This window comes from Microvirga rosea, from assembly GCF_020595095.1.
In the GTDB taxonomy this organism is placed as follows: Bacteria; Pseudomonadota; Alphaproteobacteria; order Rhizobiales; family Beijerinckiaceae; genus Microvirga; species Microvirga rosea.
Map to the genome: position 1 here is coordinate 14962 of NZ_JAJDOP010000005.1, position 19766 is coordinate 34727.

Annotated in this window: 25 protein-coding genes and 1 pseudogene; 12 read left to right on the plus strand and 14 right to left on the minus strand. The window is 62.2% G+C overall.

Annotation, left to right across the window (positions count from 1 at the left end; genetic code table 11):
- Positions 1-14 precede the first annotated feature (14 nt).
- Positions 15-1169, minus strand: coding sequence for a tRNA 2-thiouridine(34) synthase MnmA (mnmA, locus tag LJD17_RS13935; protein WP_227384805.1), 1155 nt, complete (start codon positions 1167-1169; stop codon positions 15-17).
- 236 nt (positions 1170-1405) lie between these two features.
- Between mnmA and sciP the strand changes: the two genes are divergently transcribed.
- Both sciP and LJD17_RS13945 read left to right on the plus strand, forming a co-directional pair.
- Positions 1406-1681: a CtrA inhibitor SciP gene (sciP, locus tag LJD17_RS13940; protein ID WP_109595385.1), complete on the plus strand. Its 276-nt coding sequence runs from the start codon at positions 1406-1408 to the stop codon at positions 1679-1681.
- Between the two features lie 253 nt (positions 1682-1934).
- Positions 1935-2129: pseudogene (locus LJD17_RS13945) on the plus strand (helix-turn-helix domain-containing protein); the annotation flags it as partial.
- Positions 2130-2134: 5 nt separating this feature from the next.
- Here LJD17_RS13945 and LJD17_RS13950 read toward each other — a convergent pair.
- Entirely contained in the window at positions 2135-2971 is an 837-nt protein-coding gene (locus tag LJD17_RS13950; protein ID WP_227384806.1) for a class I SAM-dependent methyltransferase, read from the minus strand.
- A gap of 7 nt (positions 2972-2978) precedes the next feature.
- Complete coding sequence (locus tag LJD17_RS13955; RefSeq protein ID WP_227384807.1) at positions 2979-3980, minus strand: lysylphosphatidylglycerol synthase domain-containing protein; 1002 nt, start codon at positions 3978-3980, stop codon at positions 2979-2981.
- Positions 3981-4297: 317 nt separating this feature from the next.
- On the opposite strand from LJD17_RS13955, the gene LJD17_RS13960 reads away from it, so the two are divergent.
- The gene (locus LJD17_RS13960) at positions 4298-4918 is read left to right on the plus strand and encodes a GNAT family N-acetyltransferase (protein ID WP_227384808.1); all 621 of its coding nucleotides are present in this window, start codon (positions 4298-4300) and stop codon (positions 4916-4918) included.
- Positions 4919-4982: 64 nt separating this feature from the next.
- Here LJD17_RS13960 and fliJ read toward each other — a convergent pair whose 3' ends face one another.
- On the minus strand, positions 4983-5384 hold the full coding sequence (gene fliJ, locus LJD17_RS13965; protein ID WP_227384809.1) for a flagellar export protein FliJ: 402 nt from the start codon (positions 5382-5384) through the stop codon (positions 4983-4985).
- A 518-nt stretch (positions 5385-5902) separates the two neighbouring features.
- Between fliJ and ctrA the strand changes: the two genes are divergently transcribed.
- Both ctrA and LJD17_RS13975 read left to right on the plus strand, forming a co-directional pair.
- Entirely contained in the window at positions 5903-6604 is a 702-nt protein-coding gene (ctrA, locus tag LJD17_RS13970; protein WP_152587015.1) for a response regulator transcription factor CtrA, read from the plus strand.
- Between the two features lie 85 nt (positions 6605-6689).
- Positions 6690-7127 (plus strand): EamA family transporter, encoded by a 438-nt coding sequence (locus LJD17_RS13975; RefSeq protein ID WP_227384810.1) that lies wholly within the window; start codon positions 6690-6692, stop codon positions 7125-7127.
- A 10-nt stretch (positions 7128-7137) separates the two neighbouring features.
- Here LJD17_RS13975 and LJD17_RS13980 read toward each other — a convergent pair whose 3' ends face one another.
- Positions 7138-7977 (minus strand): EamA family transporter, encoded by an 840-nt coding sequence (locus LJD17_RS13980; protein WP_227384811.1) that lies wholly within the window; start codon positions 7975-7977, stop codon positions 7138-7140.
- Between the two features lie 135 nt (positions 7978-8112).
- Here LJD17_RS13980 and LJD17_RS13985 point away from each other — a divergent pair, with 135 nt between their 5' ends.
- A complete protein-coding gene (locus tag LJD17_RS13985; RefSeq protein WP_227384812.1) occupies positions 8113-9018 on the plus strand; it encodes a LysR substrate-binding domain-containing protein in 906 nt (301 codons plus the stop codon).
- Here LJD17_RS13985 and chpT read toward each other — a convergent pair.
- Positions 8993-9634 carry a histidine phosphotransferase ChpT gene (gene chpT / locus LJD17_RS13990; RefSeq protein WP_227384813.1) on the minus strand — a complete coding sequence of 214 codons (642 nt, stop codon included), beginning with the start codon at positions 9632-9634 and terminating at the stop codon, positions 8993-8995. The two genes, LJD17_RS13985 and chpT, sit on opposite strands and share 26 nt — an antisense overlap.
- Positions 9635-9801: 167 nt before the next feature.
- Here chpT and cysQ point away from each other — a divergent pair, with 167 nt between their 5' ends.
- From cysQ to LJD17_RS14005, 3 genes are all read left to right on the plus strand, one after another.
- Positions 9802-10623 (plus strand): 3'(2'),5'-bisphosphate nucleotidase CysQ, encoded by an 822-nt coding sequence (gene cysQ / locus LJD17_RS13995; protein WP_227384814.1) that lies wholly within the window; start codon positions 9802-9804, stop codon positions 10621-10623.
- 232 nt (positions 10624-10855) lie between these two features.
- Positions 10856-11467, plus strand: coding sequence for a DUF1134 domain-containing protein (locus LJD17_RS14000; RefSeq protein ID WP_227384815.1), 612 nt, complete (start codon positions 10856-10858; stop codon positions 11465-11467).
- Between the two features lie 111 nt (positions 11468-11578).
- Positions 11579-12664, plus strand: coding sequence for a coiled-coil domain-containing protein (locus LJD17_RS14005; RefSeq protein WP_227384816.1), 1086 nt, complete (start codon positions 11579-11581; stop codon positions 12662-12664).
- Between the two features lie 5 nt (positions 12665-12669).
- On the opposite strand, the gene LJD17_RS14010 is transcribed toward LJD17_RS14005, so the two are convergent.
- Entirely contained in the window at positions 12670-12993 is a 324-nt protein-coding gene (locus LJD17_RS14010; RefSeq protein ID WP_227384817.1) for a hypothetical protein, read from the minus strand.
- Positions 12994-13046: 53 nt separating this feature from the next.
- Complete coding sequence (locus tag LJD17_RS14015) at positions 13047-13910, minus strand: D-amino-acid transaminase (RefSeq protein WP_227384818.1); 864 nt, start codon at positions 13908-13910, stop codon at positions 13047-13049.
- 117 nt (positions 13911-14027) lie between these two features.
- On the opposite strand from LJD17_RS14015, the gene LJD17_RS14020 reads away from it, so the two are divergent.
- Positions 14028-14645: a hypothetical protein gene (locus tag LJD17_RS14020; RefSeq protein ID WP_227384819.1), complete on the plus strand. Its 618-nt coding sequence runs from the start codon at positions 14028-14030 to the stop codon at positions 14643-14645.
- Positions 14646-14658: 13 nt separating this feature from the next.
- Here LJD17_RS14020 and LJD17_RS14025 read toward each other — a convergent pair whose 3' ends face one another.
- Both LJD17_RS14025 and LJD17_RS14030 read right to left on the minus strand, forming a co-directional pair.
- Positions 14659-14970 carry an SWIB/MDM2 domain-containing protein gene (locus tag LJD17_RS14025; protein ID WP_227384820.1) on the minus strand — a complete coding sequence of 104 codons (312 nt, stop codon included), beginning with the start codon at positions 14968-14970 and terminating at the stop codon, positions 14659-14661.
- A gap of 158 nt (positions 14971-15128) precedes the next feature.
- Positions 15129-15581, minus strand: coding sequence for a response regulator (locus LJD17_RS14030; RefSeq protein ID WP_227384821.1), 453 nt, complete (start codon positions 15579-15581; stop codon positions 15129-15131).
- A 62-nt stretch (positions 15582-15643) separates the two neighbouring features.
- Between LJD17_RS14030 and LJD17_RS14035 the strand changes: the two genes are divergently transcribed.
- Complete coding sequence (locus tag LJD17_RS14035) at positions 15644-16114, plus strand: hypothetical protein (RefSeq protein WP_227384822.1); 471 nt, start codon at positions 15644-15646, stop codon at positions 16112-16114.
- Positions 16115-16469: 355 nt separating this feature from the next.
- Here the strand turns inward: LJD17_RS14035 and LJD17_RS14040 are convergent, their stop codons facing one another.
- From LJD17_RS14040 to LJD17_RS14055, 4 genes are read right to left on the minus strand one after another with little or no spacing between them, the layout of a single operon-like run.
- Positions 16470-17246, minus strand: a complete 777-nt coding sequence (locus tag LJD17_RS14040; RefSeq protein ID WP_227384823.1) for a hypothetical protein — start codon at positions 17244-17246, stop codon at positions 16470-16472.
- 19 nt (positions 17247-17265) lie between these two features.
- Positions 17266-17661, minus strand: a complete 396-nt coding sequence (locus LJD17_RS14045) for a DUF3618 domain-containing protein (protein ID WP_227384824.1) — start codon at positions 17659-17661, stop codon at positions 17266-17268.
- Positions 17658-18065 carry a phage holin family protein gene (locus LJD17_RS14050; RefSeq protein ID WP_227385195.1) on the minus strand — a complete coding sequence of 136 codons (408 nt, stop codon included), beginning with the start codon at positions 18063-18065 and terminating at the stop codon, positions 17658-17660. Before LJD17_RS14050 ends, LJD17_RS14045 begins: the two co-directional genes overlap by 4 nt.
- Positions 18065-18607, minus strand: a complete 543-nt coding sequence (locus tag LJD17_RS14055) for a hypothetical protein (RefSeq protein ID WP_227384825.1) — start codon at positions 18605-18607, stop codon at positions 18065-18067. The genes LJD17_RS14050 and LJD17_RS14055 overlap by 1 nt, the downstream gene beginning before the upstream one ends.
- A gap of 163 nt (positions 18608-18770) precedes the next feature.
- On the opposite strand from LJD17_RS14055, the gene LJD17_RS14060 reads away from it, so the two are divergent.
- The gene (locus LJD17_RS14060) at positions 18771-19763 is read left to right on the plus strand and encodes a YihY/virulence factor BrkB family protein (protein ID WP_227384826.1); all 993 of its coding nucleotides are present in this window, start codon (positions 18771-18773) and stop codon (positions 19761-19763) included.
- The last annotated feature ends 3 nt before the right edge of the window (positions 19764-19766 follow it).

The following is a 19766-nucleotide window of genomic DNA, read 5'->3' on the forward strand; positions in this document are numbered from 1 at the left end:
TCAGTGGGGAAGCCTCAGGCCGCGGCGGGGGCGACCTCAGCTGTCGTTCGAGCGATGGTGCCCCCGCCCAGCACACGTGCCCGGGGAGCATCGCTCTCATAGATGACACAAGCTTGACCGGGAGACACCCCATCTTCCGCCGATAACAGCTCGACAGTAGTGCCGGTTCCGTCAACGCGCAGGATGGCCGGGCGCGGCTCGCGGGTGGAGCGGACCCGCACCGCCACCTCGACGCCCTTCTCCCCGACCCGCTCCAGAGGCAGGTCGCCGAGCCAGTTCACATCGGAGATCCGAATCAGGCGCGTCGCCAGGGCTTCCCGGGGGCCGACGACCACCCGTGCCTCCTTGGCCTCGAGGCGCACCACATACAGAGGCTCCCCGGTTGAAATGCCGAGCCCCTTCCGCTGCCCCACGGTGTAATGAATGATGCCGTCGTGACGACCAAGGACGCGCCCGTCCACATGGACGATGTCGCCCCCCTGCACCGCCCCGGGCTTCAGCCGCTCGATAACGTCGCTGTAGCGTCCCTGCGTGACGAAGCAGATATCCTGGCTGTCGGCCTTTTCCGCCACGGTGAGGCCGAACTCGCGAGCCAGGGCCCGGGTCTTGTCCTTCGGCAACTCCCCCAACGGAAACCGAAGCATGTTCAGCTGCTCCGGCGTCGTCGCATACAGGAAATAGCTCTGATCCCGGTCCGGGTCGGCCGCCCGGTGAAGCGCCCGTCGCCCATCGGGCAGAGCGCGGCTGGCCACGTAATGTCCCGTTGCCAGCACATCGGCTCCAAGCTCCTGCGCGGTTTCGAGCAGATCGCGGAACTTGATGGAGCGGTTGCACTCCACACACGGGATCGGCGTCTCACCGGCGAGATAGCTCTGGGTGAAGCGGTCGATCACCGCCTCGCGGAAGCGAGCCTCGTAATCGAGCACGTAATGAGGAATGCCGATGGCCTCCGCCACCCGGCGGGCATCGTAGATGTCCTGGCCGGCGCAGCAGGCGCCTTTCCGATGAGCGGCGGCGCCGTGATCGTAAAGCTGGAGCGTGATCCCGAGAACGTCGTAGCCCTCCTTCTTGAGGAGAGCGGCAACGACCGAGGAATCCACGCCACCGGACATGGCAACCACGACGCGCGTCTGCGACGGATCGCGGGGGAGATCGAGTGAGTTGAGCATCTGTTCCATCCCGAGGCGCCGTTCAAGGCGGCGTACGGAGGGGCCAAAACTCTTCTATAGCGATTGAAGCGCCAATCTTCCAGAGCGCCGGCGAGCTCGAAACGTCACGGCTCGTTAACCCTTATGGCCGGATTGGGGCGCCTTCTTCGATCATACTGGTGCGCTTAGGAAAACATTAAGCGGGGGCGCTTAAGGTCACCCTCGACAAGGTCGTTGAATTTTTGTGTGAGCGTATCATGACCGAACCCCACCGCCCGAGGGTCAAGTATGTCATCGGGCCCGACGGTAGTCCCTTGACGATTGCCGATCTTCCGCCGTCCAGCACCCGCCGCTGGGTCATCCGCCGCAAGGCCGAGGTTGTTGCCGCCGTTCGCGGCGGTCTCCTGAGCCTCGAGGAGGCCTGCCAGCGCTACACGCTGACGACGGAAGAGTTTCTCAGCTGGCAGCTGTCCATCGATCAGCATGGACTTGCCGGATTGCGGACCACGCGTATCCAACACTATCGCCAGTAAGGCAATCCAGTTGTCTTCAATCCAGTCGTCTCAGGGGCGCGGCCGCCAAGCTGCGCCCTTTTTGCGTCGGATGGGTCCTCGCAGGGCTGTTAAGCGATTCCTAACCATCCTCGGACATCGTGCTCAGGCCCCATTGCTTCAGCAGGTTCCATCCGTGCCACAAATCCTCGATGTCTCGCCCTCGCGTGTTCCCTCCCCGGCGATGAGCCTTGCTTCGGCTCCCGGCGGATCCTTGGGTTTGCACACGATCGAGATCGGCCAGACCGTGGCCGACGTCGAGCGACACCTCATTCTCGCGACGCTGGGTTATTGCCAGGGCAATCGGACCCATGCGGCCAAGATCCTAGCCATCTCGATTCGCACCCTCCGGAACAAGCTGAACGAGTATGCGGAGGCTGGATTCCGCATTCCGGAGCCTGGGCAGCTCAGACACGAGGCAGCCTGCTGAGGGTCTCAGCCGAACCGGCGCTTTCGCAGCCAAAGGCTGGTCTCCAAGGCGCCGGGCGGAACGGCAATGTCCGAGAGAATGCCGCCGCGCCCCTCGGGCCGCATGGTTCGGGCCACGAAATGGCTTGAGAAAACCAGCTCGTAGGCTCCCCCCTGGAGGAGCGCTCCGGCCAGGAGCTGCTCGTTGTATCCCCGCCATGACCACTCTTCCGGATACGCGTCGGGCAAGGTGATGTCATGGACATGGACCAGGGTTCCTTCCGCGAGCCGGGGCAACACATCCAGGAAGAGCCGGTCCACGTCGGTGCCCGGCATCGCGATATGACTTGAGTCGATGAAGAGCACGTCGCCCCGGTCCAGCTCGGCGAAGAGGCCAGGATCGGCATCCTTCAGCAGAACCGGCTTGTGCATGACATCGAGCCGGCCCAGGTTTGCGCGGGGAGCCGGGTCTATGCAGGTGATCCGGGTCGGCAGGCCGCCATCCCGGACCGCCTGGGCCATGAAGCGCGTGGAATGGCCCGATCCCACCTCGAGAATACGCCCGGGCTTGGTGGTCCGGATCATGGCGTAGGCTGCAGCGGCGTCGAGCCGGGGAAACCAGTCCTGATCGAACCGGGCCGGTCCCCCGCCGTCCGCGATCCGCCGCAGCTCCGGCGAATAGGTCTCGATATCGTCGAGAAGGGCGGAGAAACGGCCTCCGGCCTCTTCGAACAAAGGCCGCAGCGCCGGATAACCCTGCGCCTCGACACCGGCGGCGTAGCGGTAAGGGATGAAGAAACCGCGCTCTTTCAGCCCCAGAAGGGTCGAAAGCCCGAACCCCAGGCGTCGCCAGCGCGTGGACACGGAGGAATCAGACCAAGGGGGATGGCGGCAGCGATCCGCCGCCCGGGGCGCCTCGTCCCCGCCAGGCCTGCGCCAAGCGGGCTCGCTCGAACAGGAGCACCACGATCAACGACAACGCGAAGGGGATCAGGAGGTAGAAGACGCGGAAAACGATCAATGCCGCCAGCACATCGGGTTTTGGAATGTCCGGCATCGCCGTCAGGAAGACGAGCTCGAAGACTCCGAGGCCTCCGGGGGCATGGCTGACCAGGGCCGCCGAGAAGGACGCCAGGAAAACGGCCAGCACGACGATGAAGCTCGGCTCCCCATGGGCCGGAAGAACGAAGAAGATGATCCCGGCCGCTCCCAGGAGCTCGAGAGGTGCCGCCATGAGCTGGCGCCAGAGGATCGCCGGACGCGGATATTCGATCTTGGCCTTCCGGATCACGAGCGGGGGAAGGTGCAGGATGGACCCCGCCACATAAAGCGCCACGAGGCCCAGAAGGATGAAGCCGACCGTCCGAGCCGTCGCCGGATTGGTCAGGACAGCGGGGAGAAGATCCTCGAGCCGGTGGAGAAGGGTCGGATCAACCGTCAGGACGATTCCGCCCAGCAGGATCGTCCCTAAGCCGAACGTGAAGGAGCACAGGGCCACGAGCACGGCGATCTGAGCGGCGCTCAAGCCCTTCGACGAATAGGCCCGATAGCGGACCACCGCGCCGGAGAAAACCGAAGCGCCGATATTGTGGGACAGGGCGTAGGTGGTGAAGGACGTGATGGAGACGAAGAGCCAGGAGATATGCCGCACGCCAAGGTGCAGGAGGGCGATCCGGTCGTACCAGGCCAACGCCCCGTAGGCGACCAGCGTCGAGAGGCCCGCCAACAGGTAGCGATGATTGGGCACCGCCTTCAGGCTTTCCCAGACATCATCGAGGGACAGGCCGCGAAGCTCGCGGTAAAGAAGCCAACCCGAAATGCCAACCGCCAGAAGCCCGATCAGGGGCCAAACGAACTCACGCACATTTTTCATGGAGGCGGACGGCTCCTTCGCTCTTGATCTCTGTGTGCCCTACAAGCCTTTGCCCCGCAAGGGGGAAGTCGGTCGCGGCCCGGTGCTATTTCGGCGCGGAACACCCACGAAAGACTTTTGACCGGACGGTGTAGAACGGCTCTCTTTCCCGAAGCTCGCTCCGTGGCAAGATCGGAGCCCGTCGGACGGCTTGCCGCTGGCCCCCGGCGGCAACGGCTACGTGGAGGAAAGCTCCCAGGGCGGCCTCCCCGTTGCCCTCGCGTCCCGACCATGGGAAACCGTTCCGTAACGCAGCTTTTTCAGGACATGGTCGCAGAATGACGGCAGCCTCCTCCATGGCATTGAACCTCAACGGCTATACTGACCTGCCCGAGGGAAAGATCGCGGCCGTCGTGACCTATCTCCGGATGCACCGGCCCCCATCCATTCCCGGACCGGATGAAGCGGCGCCATGGAATTTGCAGCGCCTGACCGGCGATACGGAGCGATACCGCGCGCTGTTCCGGCGCATCGGAGAGCCCTGGCTCTGGTTCAGCCGGGCCGTCATGTCGGCAGACGATCTCCAGGCGGTGATCGGGAATTCGCAGGTCGAGGCCTATGCGCTCAGCGACGGAACCGCCGATATCGGACTCTTGGAACTCGACTTTCGTACGCCAGGCGAAGCGGAGCTGGTCTTCCTCGGCCTCGTGCCCGGAACGATCGGCCAAGGCGCGGGGCGCTTCCTGATCCGGGAGGCGATCCGCAGAGCTTTCGAAAAGCCGGTCGACCGGCTTTTCGTCCATACCTGTTCCCTGGATCATCCCGGTGCCCTGTCGTTCTATCGACGTGCCGGGTTCGAGCCCTACAAGCGGGCGCTCGAAGTGGCGGACGACCCACGCCTCACGGGCCATCTGCCGCGCGATGCCGGGTCCCACGTTCCGGTGCTTGGCAAGGTTTGATCCCGGCCAAAGAAAAGGCGCACCGTTGGGCGCGCCGATGGAATGGGAGAAGGGAAAGAGGATGTCAGGCCGAGGCGCGCATGGCTCTTGGCTGAGCGGCCTGGATGACGGCACCGTCACGCACCGGATCACCGGTACGCTCCCGGTCCTCGAGGCTTTCCGCACGCTTCAGATCCTCGAACGCTTCGCCAAGCTCCGCCTTGGCGTCGTCGAGCTGAACATGAAGATTCTGGACCGATTGGCGTAGGTTGTCCCGGCGCTGCGCCGCAGCACGGGCATAGGTCGGATAGGCGAAGTGGTTCGGATCGGAGATCCCGGCTTTGTGCTCCTCCGCCGCGATTTCACGATCGAGATCCACCGCCATGCGGTCGAACTCAGCGATCATCATCTCGATCTGCGCCACCTTCCGACGTTTCTCGTCGACCTGAAAGCGCTTGAGGCGGATGAGCGTATCCCGCGACTTCATCTTGATTCAACTCCACACGTCGCTGTTTCACGTGCCCGGTGGATCGCTCAGTTATCCCCCGGACGCGATTTACCATCACGCATGGAAGTTGACCTTTCCTTACCGCCGCCGAGGAAATCCTCAGGAAAGGTTGCAGTGAGATATGTCACTCAGGCAGCAATCTATCCACAGGCCCGGCGCCATCAACCTTTCGTTTACCGAACTCGTTAACACTGGGTTCGTCACAGCGAGTCTCCTTAGGGTCGATCGCATGGCCGGGGCGTAAAGCCCCGAAAAGCAAAGAGTTTCAGTCGGACGGAACGGTTTGGAATGGAGCCTCAAACCACACATGTCAGCGGCCCGGAACGACATAGGGGAAGAACCAAGTCGTTAAGCGCTTGCATGTCTGAATCAGGGTTTGTTAACCATTCTGAACTAGCGTTTCGAATCAGTTCAAGAGGGCATCCGCCACAGGCCCTGTGGCGGGTGGGCAGCCACCGGCTTGTCATTAACCCAAGGGCAAGGGCTGGGGAATAAACATGCGCGTACTTCTTATCGAAGACGACAGCGCAACTGCGCAGAGCATCGAGCTGATGCTGAAATCCGAGAATTTCAACGTCTACGCGACGGATCTCGGCGAAGAGGGCGTCGATCTCGGCAAGCTCTACGACTACGATATCATTCTTCTGGACCTGAACCTTCCCGACATGTCGGGCTACGAGGTGCTGCGCACGCTTCGCGTCGCCAAGGTCAAGACCCCGATCCTGATTCTCTCCGGCATGGCCGGCACCGACGACAAGGTGAAAGGCCTGGGCTTCGGCGCCGACGACTACCTGACGAAGCCCTTCCACAAGGACGAGCTTGTCGCCCGCATTCATGCGATCGTGCGTCGTTCCAAGGGCCATGCGCAATCGGTGATCACCACCGGCGATCTGGTGGTGAACCTCGATACGAAGACCGTCGAGGTGGGTGGTGCGCGCGTTCACCTGACGGGCAAGGAATACCAGATGCTGGAACTCCTTTCGTTGCGTAAGGGCACGACCCTGACGAAAGAGATGTTCCTCAACCATCTCTATGGCGGAATGGACGAGCCGGAGCTGAAGATCATCGACGTCTTCATCTGCAAGCTGCGCAAGAAGCTCGCCAACGCCTCTCAAGGCAAGAACTACATCGAGACCGTTTGGGGCCGTGGCTACGTGCTGCGCGAACCAAGTGAATCGGACGAGCGGATCGCCGTTTAAGATCACGCTTCAAAGCATCGAAAAGCCCGGCATCCGCCGGGCTTTTTTGTTATAGTCGCGCACGCAAGGGACAGGAGTAATCCGCATGCGCTCGATGATGGCGTCATGGCAATTCTGGGCATTGCTCTCGGCGGCTTCCGCAGCGCTGACGGCGGTCTTCGCCAAGATCGGCATCGAGGGAATCGGTTCGGACTTCGCCACCTTCATTCGGACGGTCGTGATTCTCATCGTGCTCGGCGCGATCCTGATCGTCACGGGCCAGTGGCAATCCTGGAGTTCCGTCTCGGCGAAGTCCTATGTGTTTCTGCTCCTGTCGGGGCTTGCGACGGGCGCCTCGTGGTTGTGCTACTTCCGCGCTCTCAAACTTGGTGACGCGGCGCGTGTCGCGCCGATCGACAAACTCAGCGTCGTGCTGGTGGCGCTGTTCGGCGTCGTGTTTCTCGGGGAGCGCCTGACCGGATGGAACTGGGCAGGGATCGTGCTGATCGCCGCAGGAGCGATCCTGGTCGCCTACAAAGGCTGACCACAGAGCTTCAGAGCCGCATCACGATCACGCCGCACGCGATCATCCCGGCAGCGGCGATACGCACGGGACCTGCTCTTTCCTTGAGGAAGAGAACGGCGAACAGAACCGCGAAGAGCACGCTCGATTCCCTAAGGGCAGCAACAAGCGCGATGGGTGCTTGCGTGAAGGCCCAGATCGCGATCCAGTAGGACGCGAGGGACATGGCGCCTGCGGTCAGGCCGCTGCGCCATGCCGGCGCCAGGCGCTTGAGGATTTTGGTTCCGCGCAAGGCGAACACGCAGGCGCAGGTGCAGATTCCATCGACGATGCTGAGACCGATGATATATCCGGACGCGGAACCGGATATCCTCGCCCCAAGACCATCGACCAGGGTGTAGGAAGCCGTGAAGGCCGCTGTCGCGAGAGCGAACCCAAGCGCTTTCAGGGGGATCCGGTCTGCCGCTCCATGACGGAAGGACATGATGCAAACTCCGAAGCCGATCAGAAGGATCGCGGCCAGCTTCGCGAGCGTCACCGTCTCACCGAGAAACGCCGTGCTGGCGACCGCGACGATCAAAGGAGCCGTGCCGCGGGCCAACGGATAGACCTGTGACAGATCCCCATGTTCATAGGCCTTGACCAAGGTGAGCTTATAGCCCGTATGGATCAGCGCGGACGCGATCAGCCAAGGCAGCGATGCGACGGCGGGGAGCGGAAAGAACGGAAGCAGCGCGGCGCAGATCAAGGCCGATGAAAGCGCCAGCAACGTCATGGACGACAGCCGGTCGAGCCCGACCTTCACCACGGCGTTCCATCCGGCATGCATGGCGGCAGCCAGCAACACAGCCCCAAAGACGACTGGCTCCACGCTTTTCTCCCTCGCGTCGCGTGATGTTCGGTTCCGCTTGCGGCCTTCAAGAACCGTCATGCGGCGTCCCTTGTGTCACGGCACCGGAGGCTCGATAATCGATATGATCTAACGAACGATGTGCATTTTTCTCACATGGCCAGTCGCCGCCTCCCTTCCTTGAACGCCCTCGCCGCTTTTGAAGCCGCAGCTCGGCTGGGCCGCATGACCCTTGCGGCGGAGGAGCTGGCCGTCACCCATGGCGCCATCAGCCGCCAAGTGCGCCATCTCGAGGAGGTTCTCGGCGTTCGCCTGTTCGAAGGTCCGAAGAATGCCTTGCGCCTGACGGATGCGGGACGCACGCTGGTCACCCACCTCACCGCCGGCTTCGACCATCTGGAATTCGGCGTTCGCGCCGTGGCGGACGAGGAGAACGGCGCACTCGACGTTTCGTGCACCGGAACGTTCAGCATGCGCTGGCTGATCCCGCGTCTTTATCGGTTTCAGGAGGCTCATCCGGATATCGAGGTACGGCTCTCGGCCTCTTACGCGCCGGTCGACTTCGCGCGCCATCGCTACGAGGTCGCGATCCGCCTCACCGATCACCTCATGCCGTCGGAGGCCGCGACCACGCCGCTCTTTGCCGAGTCCGTCGGGCCCGTGCTGGCCCCTGCCCTTGCGGCACGCCTTGGTCTCAAGGATCCCGGCGATCTCAAAGGCGCTCCGCTGCTCCACACGGTCACCCGCCGATACGCCTGGCCGGATTGGCTGGCGCGCGCCGCCGGCGGCGCCAGGGTCGATCTGTCGGGAACGGAGTACGAGCATTTCTACTACATGCTCGAAGCGGCGACCGCCGGCTTAGGGATAGGGATCGCTCCCTGGCAGCTGGTGATCGACGACATCCAGGCCGGGCGGCTCGTGGCGCCCTTCGGGTTCATTCCGAGCGGGATGGATTATGTCGCCGTCCGTCGTCCGCAACGAAGCCGCAAGGCGCAGGCCTTCTGCGCCTGGCTTGAAACGGAAGCCGCCAGGACCCCTATGCCGACGTCGCCCGCAGGGTGACCTCGTCGCCGTCGATGCTGAAAGCCGTCGTCATGCCGGAAGCGCGCGCGATCATCCCGGCATAATAGATCTGGATGCCGTGCGCATCGACCGTCCCGGTTTCGGATTCCCCCGCCAGAAGAGCCTCGGCATGGGCCGGGATACGTGCGTTGAGTCCCTTCGAGCGAATGATGAACTCGCATTTCTCCGTATCGCCCGACACGCTGGCCGATATCGACCCGCCGCGCGGAATGGCGTTGATGGCGATCATGATCAGGTTGAGCAGCAGCTTCACCCGGTTCTTTGGAAACAGGAGCCGGGGAGCGGACCATGCAAAGGAAATCTTGTCGTCCTGAAAGAGGCCGCGTGCCACCTGCTCCGCATCGCCGAGATCGATGGCGGCTCCCGCAGACCCGGCGGCCCCGAAGGCAAGGCGGGCGAACTGCAGGCGGGCCGATGCCTGCTTCGCGCTTTTCTCGATCAGCTCCAGGGCGAATTCACGCATGGATTGGTCGTTGTCGTCCTCCAGGACCTCAAGGCCGTTGACGATGGCCCCGACCGGGGAAATCACATCATGACAGACCCGCGAGCAGAGAAGAGCGGCGAGATCGAGCGAATCGAGAGAAATCGTGGCCATAAGGGCTCCGGATAGACCGACAATCGGCGTGAGGCTTGCATAACTCGGTTTCGTTCTGCAAAGCTTAACCCCGAAGAGGAAAGAGAACGTGAACCGGGATACCCGGCTATGAGTTCTTTGAGAAGCGGGCAAAGGAATTCCCAAGCCCTGCGCAGCGGGCCGGAGCCATGACGGAACTTGACAGCGACACCGATGCCGTCGCGCGACAATTGGCCGTGATCGCCATCGAGGCGGGGCAGATTCTTCGGCGCATGGAGCATGCTCTGCTCGACCCTTATGTGAAGCAGGACGGAACCCCGAGCACCATGGCCGACCTCGCGGCCGAAGAGCTGATCATCAAGCATCTCAACCGGGCTTGGCCTGGCATTCCGGTGATTGCCGAAGAATCGGCGAACCAGACCGAGGCTGGGCGCTATTTTTTCCTGGTGGACCCTCTCGACGGCACCGGCGATTTTATCCATGGGACCGGAGAATACAGCGTCAACATCGCCCTGGTCCGTGACCAGCGTCCCATCGCGGCCGTCGTCGCCGCCCCGGCAATGGGGCGTATCTGGATCGCCGGGACCCAGGCGGAAACCGGCACCGTTCCTGACGCGCCGGATGCCGAGATCGACTGGCGTCCGGTGGAGACCAGACAGGCCCCCGAGCAGAGCCTCGTCGCCCTCGTCAGCCGGCGCCACGGGGACAATGCCACGGAGAAATGCCTGGAATCTCTCTCGATCGGCACGCGGCGCACGGCGTCGTCGGCCCTCAAATTCTGCCTCATCGCCTCCGGAGAGGCGGATATCTACGTGCGATGCGGGCCTACCATGGAGTGGGACACCGCGGCGGGCGACCACATCCTGTCCTGCGCGGGCGGACGCGTGATCGGCCCGGGCGGCACGAAACTGACCTATGGTCACCGGGACCGGAACTATCGCAACGGCCCCTTCGCGGCGCTTGGCGACGTCACGCTGGCTCCCCGCCTGGCCCTGCCCGTTTCCTGCTGACATTTCCGGTCGTTGGACAGCGACGGCGGATCCGCGGAGCGCCCGGATGTCCCACGCGCCGATGCGCCATGGGCAAGCCGGGTTGTAGAGAGATTGTTAGGGTTATCGCCTTAGAGTGATCCACCGTCCGTGCTCAAGATGGCCTTTCCGGGCGGGTTAACCCGGTCCAAGGCCGGATTGTCCACGTCCTGTCGGAGCGACAGCTCCGACGTCTCAAGCGAGGAGATTGCTCATGGGCTCGCGATACCGCTTTCTGCTGGCAGCCGCTATGGCCGCTCTCGTCGGGTTGTCCGCCTCGGGTGCATCCGCCCAGGCGTCCCGCCAGGTGACCCGCACCAACTACCCCGCCCCCAACGCGCCGAACTCCTATAATTCGAACGACCTCGTTCAATCGGGACACCAGTTCTTCGGATCGGCCTCCCGCGGGCTCGCGTTGGCCGTGGAAGAGGCGGTGCGGCGCTGGGGCGAGCCGAACGGCTATATTCTCGGCCAGGAAGCCTCGGGGGCCTTCTTCGGCGGCCTTCGCTATGGCGAGGGCAAGCTCTTCACCCGCAATGTGGGCGAGCGCCGCATTTTCTGGCAAGGTCCGTCCCTGGGCTTCGACGTGGGCGGCGAAGGTGCCCGCACGATGATGCTGGTTTATAATCTTCCGGCCATCAACGCCCTGTACAAGCGCTTCGTCGGCCTCGACGGATCGGCCTATCTGATCGGCGGCTTCGGCATTTCGGCGGCTGCGGCCGACGAGATGGTCGTGGTGCCGATCCGCACCGGGGTCGGCGCCCGCCTTGGCGTCAACATGGGTTATCTGAAGTTCACCCCCGAACCGACCTGGAATCCCTTTTAGACTGCGCTAGAAAGGCTTATCCAGAGCCTGAACAAAGCTCTGGCAAGCCGCGCGGGCACAAGACAAGGTGCTTGAGCGTTTCCGGTCAGGCATCTTGGAGTTTGAGTCCGCGTGGTCGAGACACTTATGATTTTCGCGCTGGGGTTTCTGGCTGCAACCCTGATTGCGCTCCTCATCATTCCGGCCATCAACACCCGCGCGGAGCGGCTCGCCCGCCGCCGGGTCGAAGCTCTCTTTCCCATGTCGATCGAGGAGCTGACCGCCGAAAAGGATCATTTGCGGGCGGAATTTGCCGTTCTGCAGCGGCGGATCGAGCGCAAGGCCGAGGAAGCGCAGGCGGTCAAGCACCAGAGCATGGAAGAGCTCGGCCGCCGCGCCGTCCGCATTCAAGAGCTGGAAGATACCATCGCGGCCCGTGACGGCGTCATTGCCACCCGCGACACCGAGCTCAAGGCAACGCAGGACAAGCTGACGGCGACGGAGGAAGATCTGGCCCGAACCCGGACCTCGCTGTCCGGCACACGGGAAACCCTCGCGGCGTTGGAAACCGCCCACCGCGCCACCCTCGACGAACTGTCGAATACGCGCCGGGAGCTCGATGCGTCACAGGCTGAGCTGGCTCGAACCAAGGCGGCCGTTCAGCAGGCCGAGCAAAGACTCGCGGAGCGCGACACGGCCTATGGCGACGCCGATGCGCGCCTCACCGCCGCGCTCAGCGAACTGGACGTGAAGAGAATTACGATCTCCGATCTCGAAACACGTCTCATGACGCAAACGGCGCGGGGCAATGATTTCGAGCGAGCGCTCAACGAGCGTCACAGCGAACTTTCCGACGAGCGAAAGCGTCTCGCCGAGCTCGCCAAGGGCCTCACGGCCGAACAGGAGCGCGGCCTGATTCTCGAGCAGAGAATCCGTGAGCTCGAAGCCGAGAGGGACGAGAAAGCCGCGCAGATCGTCGCTTTGGCCGGGCGGTCCGAAGGTGCGGCAGGTCCGAATGGCACCGCTCCTGGCAGCGCGCAGAACGACGAGCTGCGCGCCAAGATCACGGAACTTGCCAACCAGATCGTGACGGGCGGGAACAGCCAGCCGGCTAAAACCGATCAACCCAAGACGGATCAACCTAAGCCCAATCAGCCCAAGCCCGATCAGGCTAAGTCCAACCAGTCCAAGACCAATCGGCGCAAGCGGACTGGCTGACCAAGCTATTTGGGGATGACGCTCTGATTGCCTCCGGGGCTTCCCGGAGGGGGGATGACCCGCGTGGTGCCGGGATCCGGCACCGGTGCCGGGATGGTCATGTCCGGTGTCGCCGTTGCCGGCGGCCGGATCACGCCGTCGCTCTTCTCAAGCTTATCGCTCAAGGTGCCTGTCGACCCCGTCTCGGACGGATCCGCCGGCCGGACCTTTTCGGCCGGCATGTCCTTCGGCGCCGGCATATTGGGCGCCTGGGGCTGAGCAGGAACCTGAGCCGACGCGCCGGCGATGCCACCGGCGGTCAAGACTGCGAGAACCAGCAATCGCTTCATGAGTCCGCTCCTTTCAAAGGGAACGGGCCTTTGAAGCAGAGGTTCGGAACCGGCTATTCCGCCGCAAGGGCGGGCTGGCGCGCCATCTGGAGATAGAGATCACGCAGCTTCTGGGTAATCGGCCCCGGCTTACCATTCCCGATCTGGCGTCCGTCGATCGACACGATCGGAACCACGAAGTTCGACGCGCTGGTCAGGAACGCCTCGGCGGCATCGTAAGCTTCCTCGACCGTGAAACGCCGCTCCTCGAGGGAAACTCCCTCTTCCTTGGACAGGCGCAGCATGGACTGGCGGGTGATCCCGGGCAGGATCGCGTTGGACAGGGGGCGCACCACGATGCTGCCTGCCTTCGTGACGATGAAGGCGCTCGACGAGCCGCCTTCGGTCACATAACCGTCCTCGACCATCCAGGCTTCCTGCGCCCCCGCCTCCTTGGCCGCCTGCTTGGCGAGAACCTGAGCCAGAAGGCCGATCGACTTGATATCGCGGCGTTCCCAGCGTTGGTCGGGCACTGTGATCACGGCGATACCGTTCCGGGCGGCAGGCGCATCCGCGATGGACTTGGCCTGGGTGAACATCATCACCGTCGGAGCGCCTTCCTGAGGGAAGAAGAAATCGCGCTCGGCCACGCCGCGGGTCACCTGCAGATACAGGAACCCTTCCGTTAGATTGTTGCGTGCAACAAGTTCCTGCTCTAGACGCGTCCATTCGCTGCGGGAATAGGGATTCGCGATGCGAATCTCGCGAAGGGATCTTTCCAGGCGCTCCAGATGAGCGTCGTTGTCGATCAGCCGGCCATCCAGGACGCCGACACCCTCATAAATCCCGTCGGCGAACAGGAAGCCACGGTCCATGATCGGGACCTTGGCCTCTTCCGGCGGGAGAAATGAACCATTCAGGAAAATGATGCGCGACATGGAATCCTCGACAGCACTGGAACGGCCATCCCCTGGTCTGCGCCGGCAAAGATCCTAAAAACCATATGGCTCGGGTTGCCTGAGCGCGAGGCGGCTTGGCTGATAGGTACCCAGATTATGAAGTGGACGCTACACCTCTTTTCCGCATCCCTCCCCCTCCTTCTGGCCATGTCTCCCGGCCCTGCCCTGGCCGGACAGGAGCCGCAAGCGTGGTACCTGGAACAGGGCTATGTCCCGCCCTTGAGGGACCGGATCATCGCCTGCCATGGCTATGGCTGCACAAGGAGGACGGCGGTCGCGGTCGACCCGTCCCTGCTTCACCGGGCAAGCGCGATCCTCAGATCGGCTAAAGCTTCGCCGGATACGGAACGCCGGGCTCTCGGTGAGGTGATCAGGCTCTACACGTCCTATCTGACGAGTCGCATCGGCAGCCCTCCGGACGTGCCGAAGTCGCCCCCCTCGGAGGCCGGGATCAGTGGTCAGATGGATTGCGTAGACGAAACGGCCAACACCACGAGCCTGCTTCTCGTCCTGGAAAGCTACGGCCTTCTCGCCTATCACGAGGTCGAACGTCCCCAGTCACGGGGCATCTTCCTCGATGGGCGCTACCCGCACACGACAGCCGTGATCGCGGAAAAGCAAAGCCATCGGGAGTGGGCGGTCGATCCCTGGGCGAAGGCTCCAGGGGAAAAGCCGGATATCCTGCCGCTCGCACAATGGCGGCAGGATTCCTGAAGCGGCACGGAGATTATTTCAAGTGCTGGGCGATGTGCTTGTTCATCTCGAACATGGTGACCTTGCTCTTGCCGAAGATCGGCTGAAGCTTGTCGTCCGCCAGAATCTCGCGCTTGTTCTCGGGATTCTGCAGGTTGTTCTTCTTGATGTAGTCCCACATCTTGCTCACGACTTCACCGCGCGGCAGCGGGTTCGAGCCGACAACGGCCGCCAGCTCCTTAGAGGGCTGCAGAGGCTGCTGAAGAGCATTGGGCTTGGACCCGGCCGCCTTTTTGGCCGCAGGCTTCTTCGCACCGGCTTTTCCGTCTGTCGTCTTAGTCGGCATGGATTCCTCCGAGGGTAGGTAGGGATAAACCCTTCGCAGCCGTGAAAGGGTCTGTAAAGTGTCCATCGGCCGGGCTGAAGCGATATGCCGGTCAGATGGCCAGTGGTCGCAGAGCTTATGTTTGCTCCAAGCAGTCAGCAAGACCGTTTTGGCAAGCATCAACCTGTTTTCGAGAACGGAACGACGTTTGCCGGTAAATCCCTGAAGGATCGCGGATTTTTCGCTCCGCCCTGGATTCTTCTGGCGCGTTCCGCAGCGGAAATGACGTGGGAGACGATAGCCTCGTTCGGGCAGGGCTTCGCCAGGAAGGCCGCTCCAGGGGGCAGATCGCCCTGCGACGGCCATTGGCGGCCCGACATGATGAGAATCTCGGTTTCGCGCCAGCGGTCGTAAACCTGTCGCGCAAGCTCGAAGCCATTGCAGCCGAAGGGCATATCCACATCGGTGAGGAGAATGTCGACCGTCAGGCCAGCCTCGAAGATCGTGAGAGCTTCCGTTGAGTTCGCAGCCTCGACGACCTTGAAACCAGCTTCCTCCAGGAGGTCTGAAATGAAGAGGCGGATGAGAGGCTCGTCTTCTACTAAAAGAACTGTGGACTGATCCTCGATCATCTACTGCAACTCGCGACTCGACGCTTCTCAACGCACGGCGTGGCGGACGGTTCCATGAAAACGTGGACACACTTGAGCCCACCCCTTGGGCTCGACGCGCCTCTCACGGCCATTTCCTTCAACAAGCCAAGCATTTTCTAAGAAACGACCATTTCTTCGACCAAGCGAAGGACGGCCTCTTCCTCGAAAGGCTTAGGAATAAACGGCACGGCTTCGAGTATCCGTGGAATATCTCTCGGGAGGGAAGCGGACACGAAGGAAAAAGGGATGCGCCTCTCGAGCAGATCGGCAGCGACCCCGAAGCTTTTCCCATCCGCGACGTCGATATCCAGCAAGGCGCAATCGAAAGGATCTTGCAGATGCTCCCTGATCGCTCGGACAGAACCATAAATCCCGACGATTTCATGGGAATTGTCCTCAAGAATTGCCTGAAGATCCAGCGCGATAAGGGGATCATCCTCCAAAATCAGAACACGCAAGCCCCCGCTCCTTCACATCAGCTCATGGCACGACCGTCAGCAAAAAAGACCTGAATTGCACTCTTCATCGCCCGAGAACACAGAGAGAACAGGCCAATGGAGCCGAAGTTCCGCATCCGGGCCTCCTTGGAGCCGGCTATTAAAGTCATGGTAAAGAACGCATTTTCGTCGCAACTCTGTCCGTATGCGGAGCGACATGACTTGAAACCGTCACATCGACTGCCTATCTATTCTTCAACCGGCGGGAATTCTGACGCCGGATACGGTCACGATGCCGAAGTGATGACGCCGGATGTACGCGCATCACCTCGCCGTGGCCGTTGTTTTTTGCACTGCCGTTCCTCACAAGCCGACCCAAACGAAAAGCGCCGGCCTGAGGCCGGCGCTTTCATCATGAATTTTAGGGATTTCAGTGAGAGTTTGCGCCAGGACGGTCCGGCCGGAACTCGCTTTCATGCCGGCTGAACTGCTCCTCATCGCCGCTGAATGCTTCTTCCACGTATTCCCTACCCCGTTCCGTTGCGGTTCGAGCGTAGCGCAGACCTTGGTTTCGGACTTCGTCTGCCCATTCGCCGAAAACCTCGTTCTCCCGGCGCGTCCGTGGCAGGAGAGCGCCGAGCAACAGCCCGGCCGCCAAGCCTACCAAGCCGACGACCATCGGATTCTCCGAAACGTAGTTCTGGATGCCGTTGCGGGCCTGCCCGAACTGTTTCGCGGAGCGGCTGCGGACATCCCGCAAGCGTCCTTGCTGCGACTGATAACGGTCGGATGCCCAGTCGGAGGCTCGTTCATAGGTATCCTGAGCCCATTCGGAAGCGGCCTCATAGGCGTCACCGGCGCGCTGGCGGGCCTGATCGGCGACCTCGCGGACCTTCTCGGTAGCCTGTTGCGTCTTGCCGCTCTCGCTGCCCGACGAGGCCGAAGCCTGATTACCCTGCTGCTGCGTGCGGTTGTCGGAACCGCGACCGCCTAGGGGTTGGGACGTATGAGAAGCAAGGGTCGAGCTTTGTGCAGGCTTGCTGCCGTTCTGCGCTCCGGTTTGGGCGTTCTGCGCGTGAGGCATCGGCGACTCGCCCACATTGCCGACGGACGTTCCGGCAGAGATCTTGGCGCCGGACGTTTGGTCCGCACCACCGCTCTTCTGCTGTGACGGCGACTTGCCAGTTTCATTCTTCGGATCAGCCATAAAAAATCTCCTTTTGAACTCAGATGCGCATATCGGTACGGGGGCGGACCAGGTCGTCTTGCGGGGATTGCAAGGTGGACGCGCCACGTTCGTAGAGATGAGGCTCGTCCGGGTAGATCGGGATGGTCTCGTCCACGACCACGCGCACATGGGTGCGAACCCTCGGCTTGCGGCTCATGCGATGGAACAGCAGACCCACGCCCGCCGCGATCAGCATGACAGGCACGGGATTCCGTCGGATCGTCGCCAGCACATGATCGAAGGCCGGCGCGTAACGCCCGTTGCGGGCTGTACCCAGCATGTCGTCGACCACACCTGAGACGGACAGCTTGTTTTGAAGCTGATCGATGGTCAGATCGAGCTTGGCGCGGCTTTGCTCGATGTCTCTTTCAAGCTCTTCTATGCTTTGCGTCATCCAGCAACCCTTTCCGAAAGAACTTCGGCGTCACGTTTGATCGAGCGCACGGTCCTCTGCGGCGCGAGCGCGGAAAGGGACATGGCATGACGGGCGTAGAGCCCCAGCCCGATGGCGATGATGGCCATAACCCCGCCCACGATGAGTGCGGCGAGCGCTTCGGAATCGACTACCGTCGCGAGCCACTTCACCAGCGCGTCGGTGAACAGCATCACCGCAGCGATGGCGAAGATCGCCGCAACGACGATCATCGCGATACCGATGAAGAGCGTCCGGATATTGCCGGATAGCTCGGTGCGGAAAAGGGCGAATTCCTTTTGCGCCAACTCGCTGCTGTCGCGGATCGCTTCGACAACAAGTCCTTGAATAGTCTGATATTCACGATCGGGCACGGCCGCCTCCATCAAGTGGTCGCATTGCCGTTGCGAGATTGCGAAGCCTGATTCCGGCGCGCACCACGCTTCGTGCCTTGGGAGCGAGGCGTCACATAAGCATCCTCCCGGAGATCCTCGGCGGTGCTTTTGATGAAGCGCGCCGCCAGGAAACCGATCGCCACGGACACGGCCGCCACGGTCGCGGGCCTCTGGCGGGCAACGTTCTCCACGTCGTTGAAAATGTCGGCAAAGCTGCGGTCGCGGATCGAATCCGCAAGGTGCTCAAGCCCTTCAGCCGCACTGTCGACCACGGCCTGAATGTTGGGACGGCTGTCGAACGAGCGGGTCGACTCGCGCAGGGAGGTCGCAAAATCGGCCACCGACTGAGCCACGTCGCTCTTGCGACGGTCCGCATAATCCGTTGCCTGCTCCCGGGCCGCGTCGATGAAATGCCACCCTTGCTCGACGGCGGCGTCGGCAATGTCGCCCACATCGTTCTTCAGCGTATCCCAGTTCTCGTCTTCGCCCTGATTTCGGCGGTTGGTGTCGCTGCTTTGCTGTCCCACGCTCATGGTATCCTCTTCCGATCGCGAGGAAGTAACCCCTTGAAACGCCGCAGGTTCCGATGAACCTCGAGAGGCCCGCGAAGCGGGGCCTTTCGCATTGGGACGAGCGCAACATTTTCGTTCCTGACAGCGTTGCTTTCCTAAAGACAAGTTTGCTTCAGAGGATTGCATGAGCGAGGTCGTTTCGGAGCGCGTGAACCATCTGAGAGCCCGTGAGCGCGGCCGCGGCCGGGACGCCAGGGGCCCCTTCCAGATTCCATGGCTAGGATGGAAAGACATCCTCCTGCGCCTCTGGGACGAGATTATCGAAGACAAGGTCGGGACGGTCGCCGCCGGGACCGCCTTCTTTATTCTTCTCTCGCTGTTTCCGGCCTTGGCGGCGCTTGTGTCGCTTTATGGGCTCGTCGCCGATCCGCTCACCATCGGCGAGCATCTGGCCGACATGAGGGGGTACGTTCCTGCGGCCATGATCGACCTGCTCGGCGGGGAGCTTCAGCGCCTGATCAGCAACCGCGCCAGCACCCTGAGCTTGAGTTTCGCGGGGGGCATAGTCTTGGCCCTATGGAGCGCCAACAGCGGCATGCGTGCTCTGTTCGGAGCCCTCAACGTGGCCTATGACGAGACGGAAAAACGAAGCTTCTTCAGGCTCCTTTTCATCTCTCTCTGCTTTACCGTCGGCGCCGTCATCTTTTTCGCCGTCCTCATCAACCTCATCGTCGGCATTCCGTTGGTGGTGCGTTTCCTTCATCTCGGATTTGCGGGCGAACTGCTGATCACGTTTCTGCCGGCGATGCTGATGTTCGGCGTTGCCCTGTTCGGCCTCGCGATCCTCTATCGGTACGGTCCGAGCCGCCGGATCGCTCAATGGAGCTGGATTACGCCGGGCTCATTCATCGCCGCCGTGATCTGGCTGCTCTTCTCGATCCTGTTTTCCTGGTATCTTTCCAGCTGGGCCAACTATTCGGCGACCTATGGCTCCCTCGGCGCCATCATCGGCGTCATGATGTGGATCTATCTTTCTCTCTGGGTCGTCCTCGTGGGCGCCGAGATCAACGCGGAGATCGAGCATCAGACCGCCCATGATACAACCGTCGGGCCCGCCAAGCCTTTGGGAGAACGCGGCGCAACGATGGCCGACGATGTCGGAGAGGCGCGAGCCTGATCG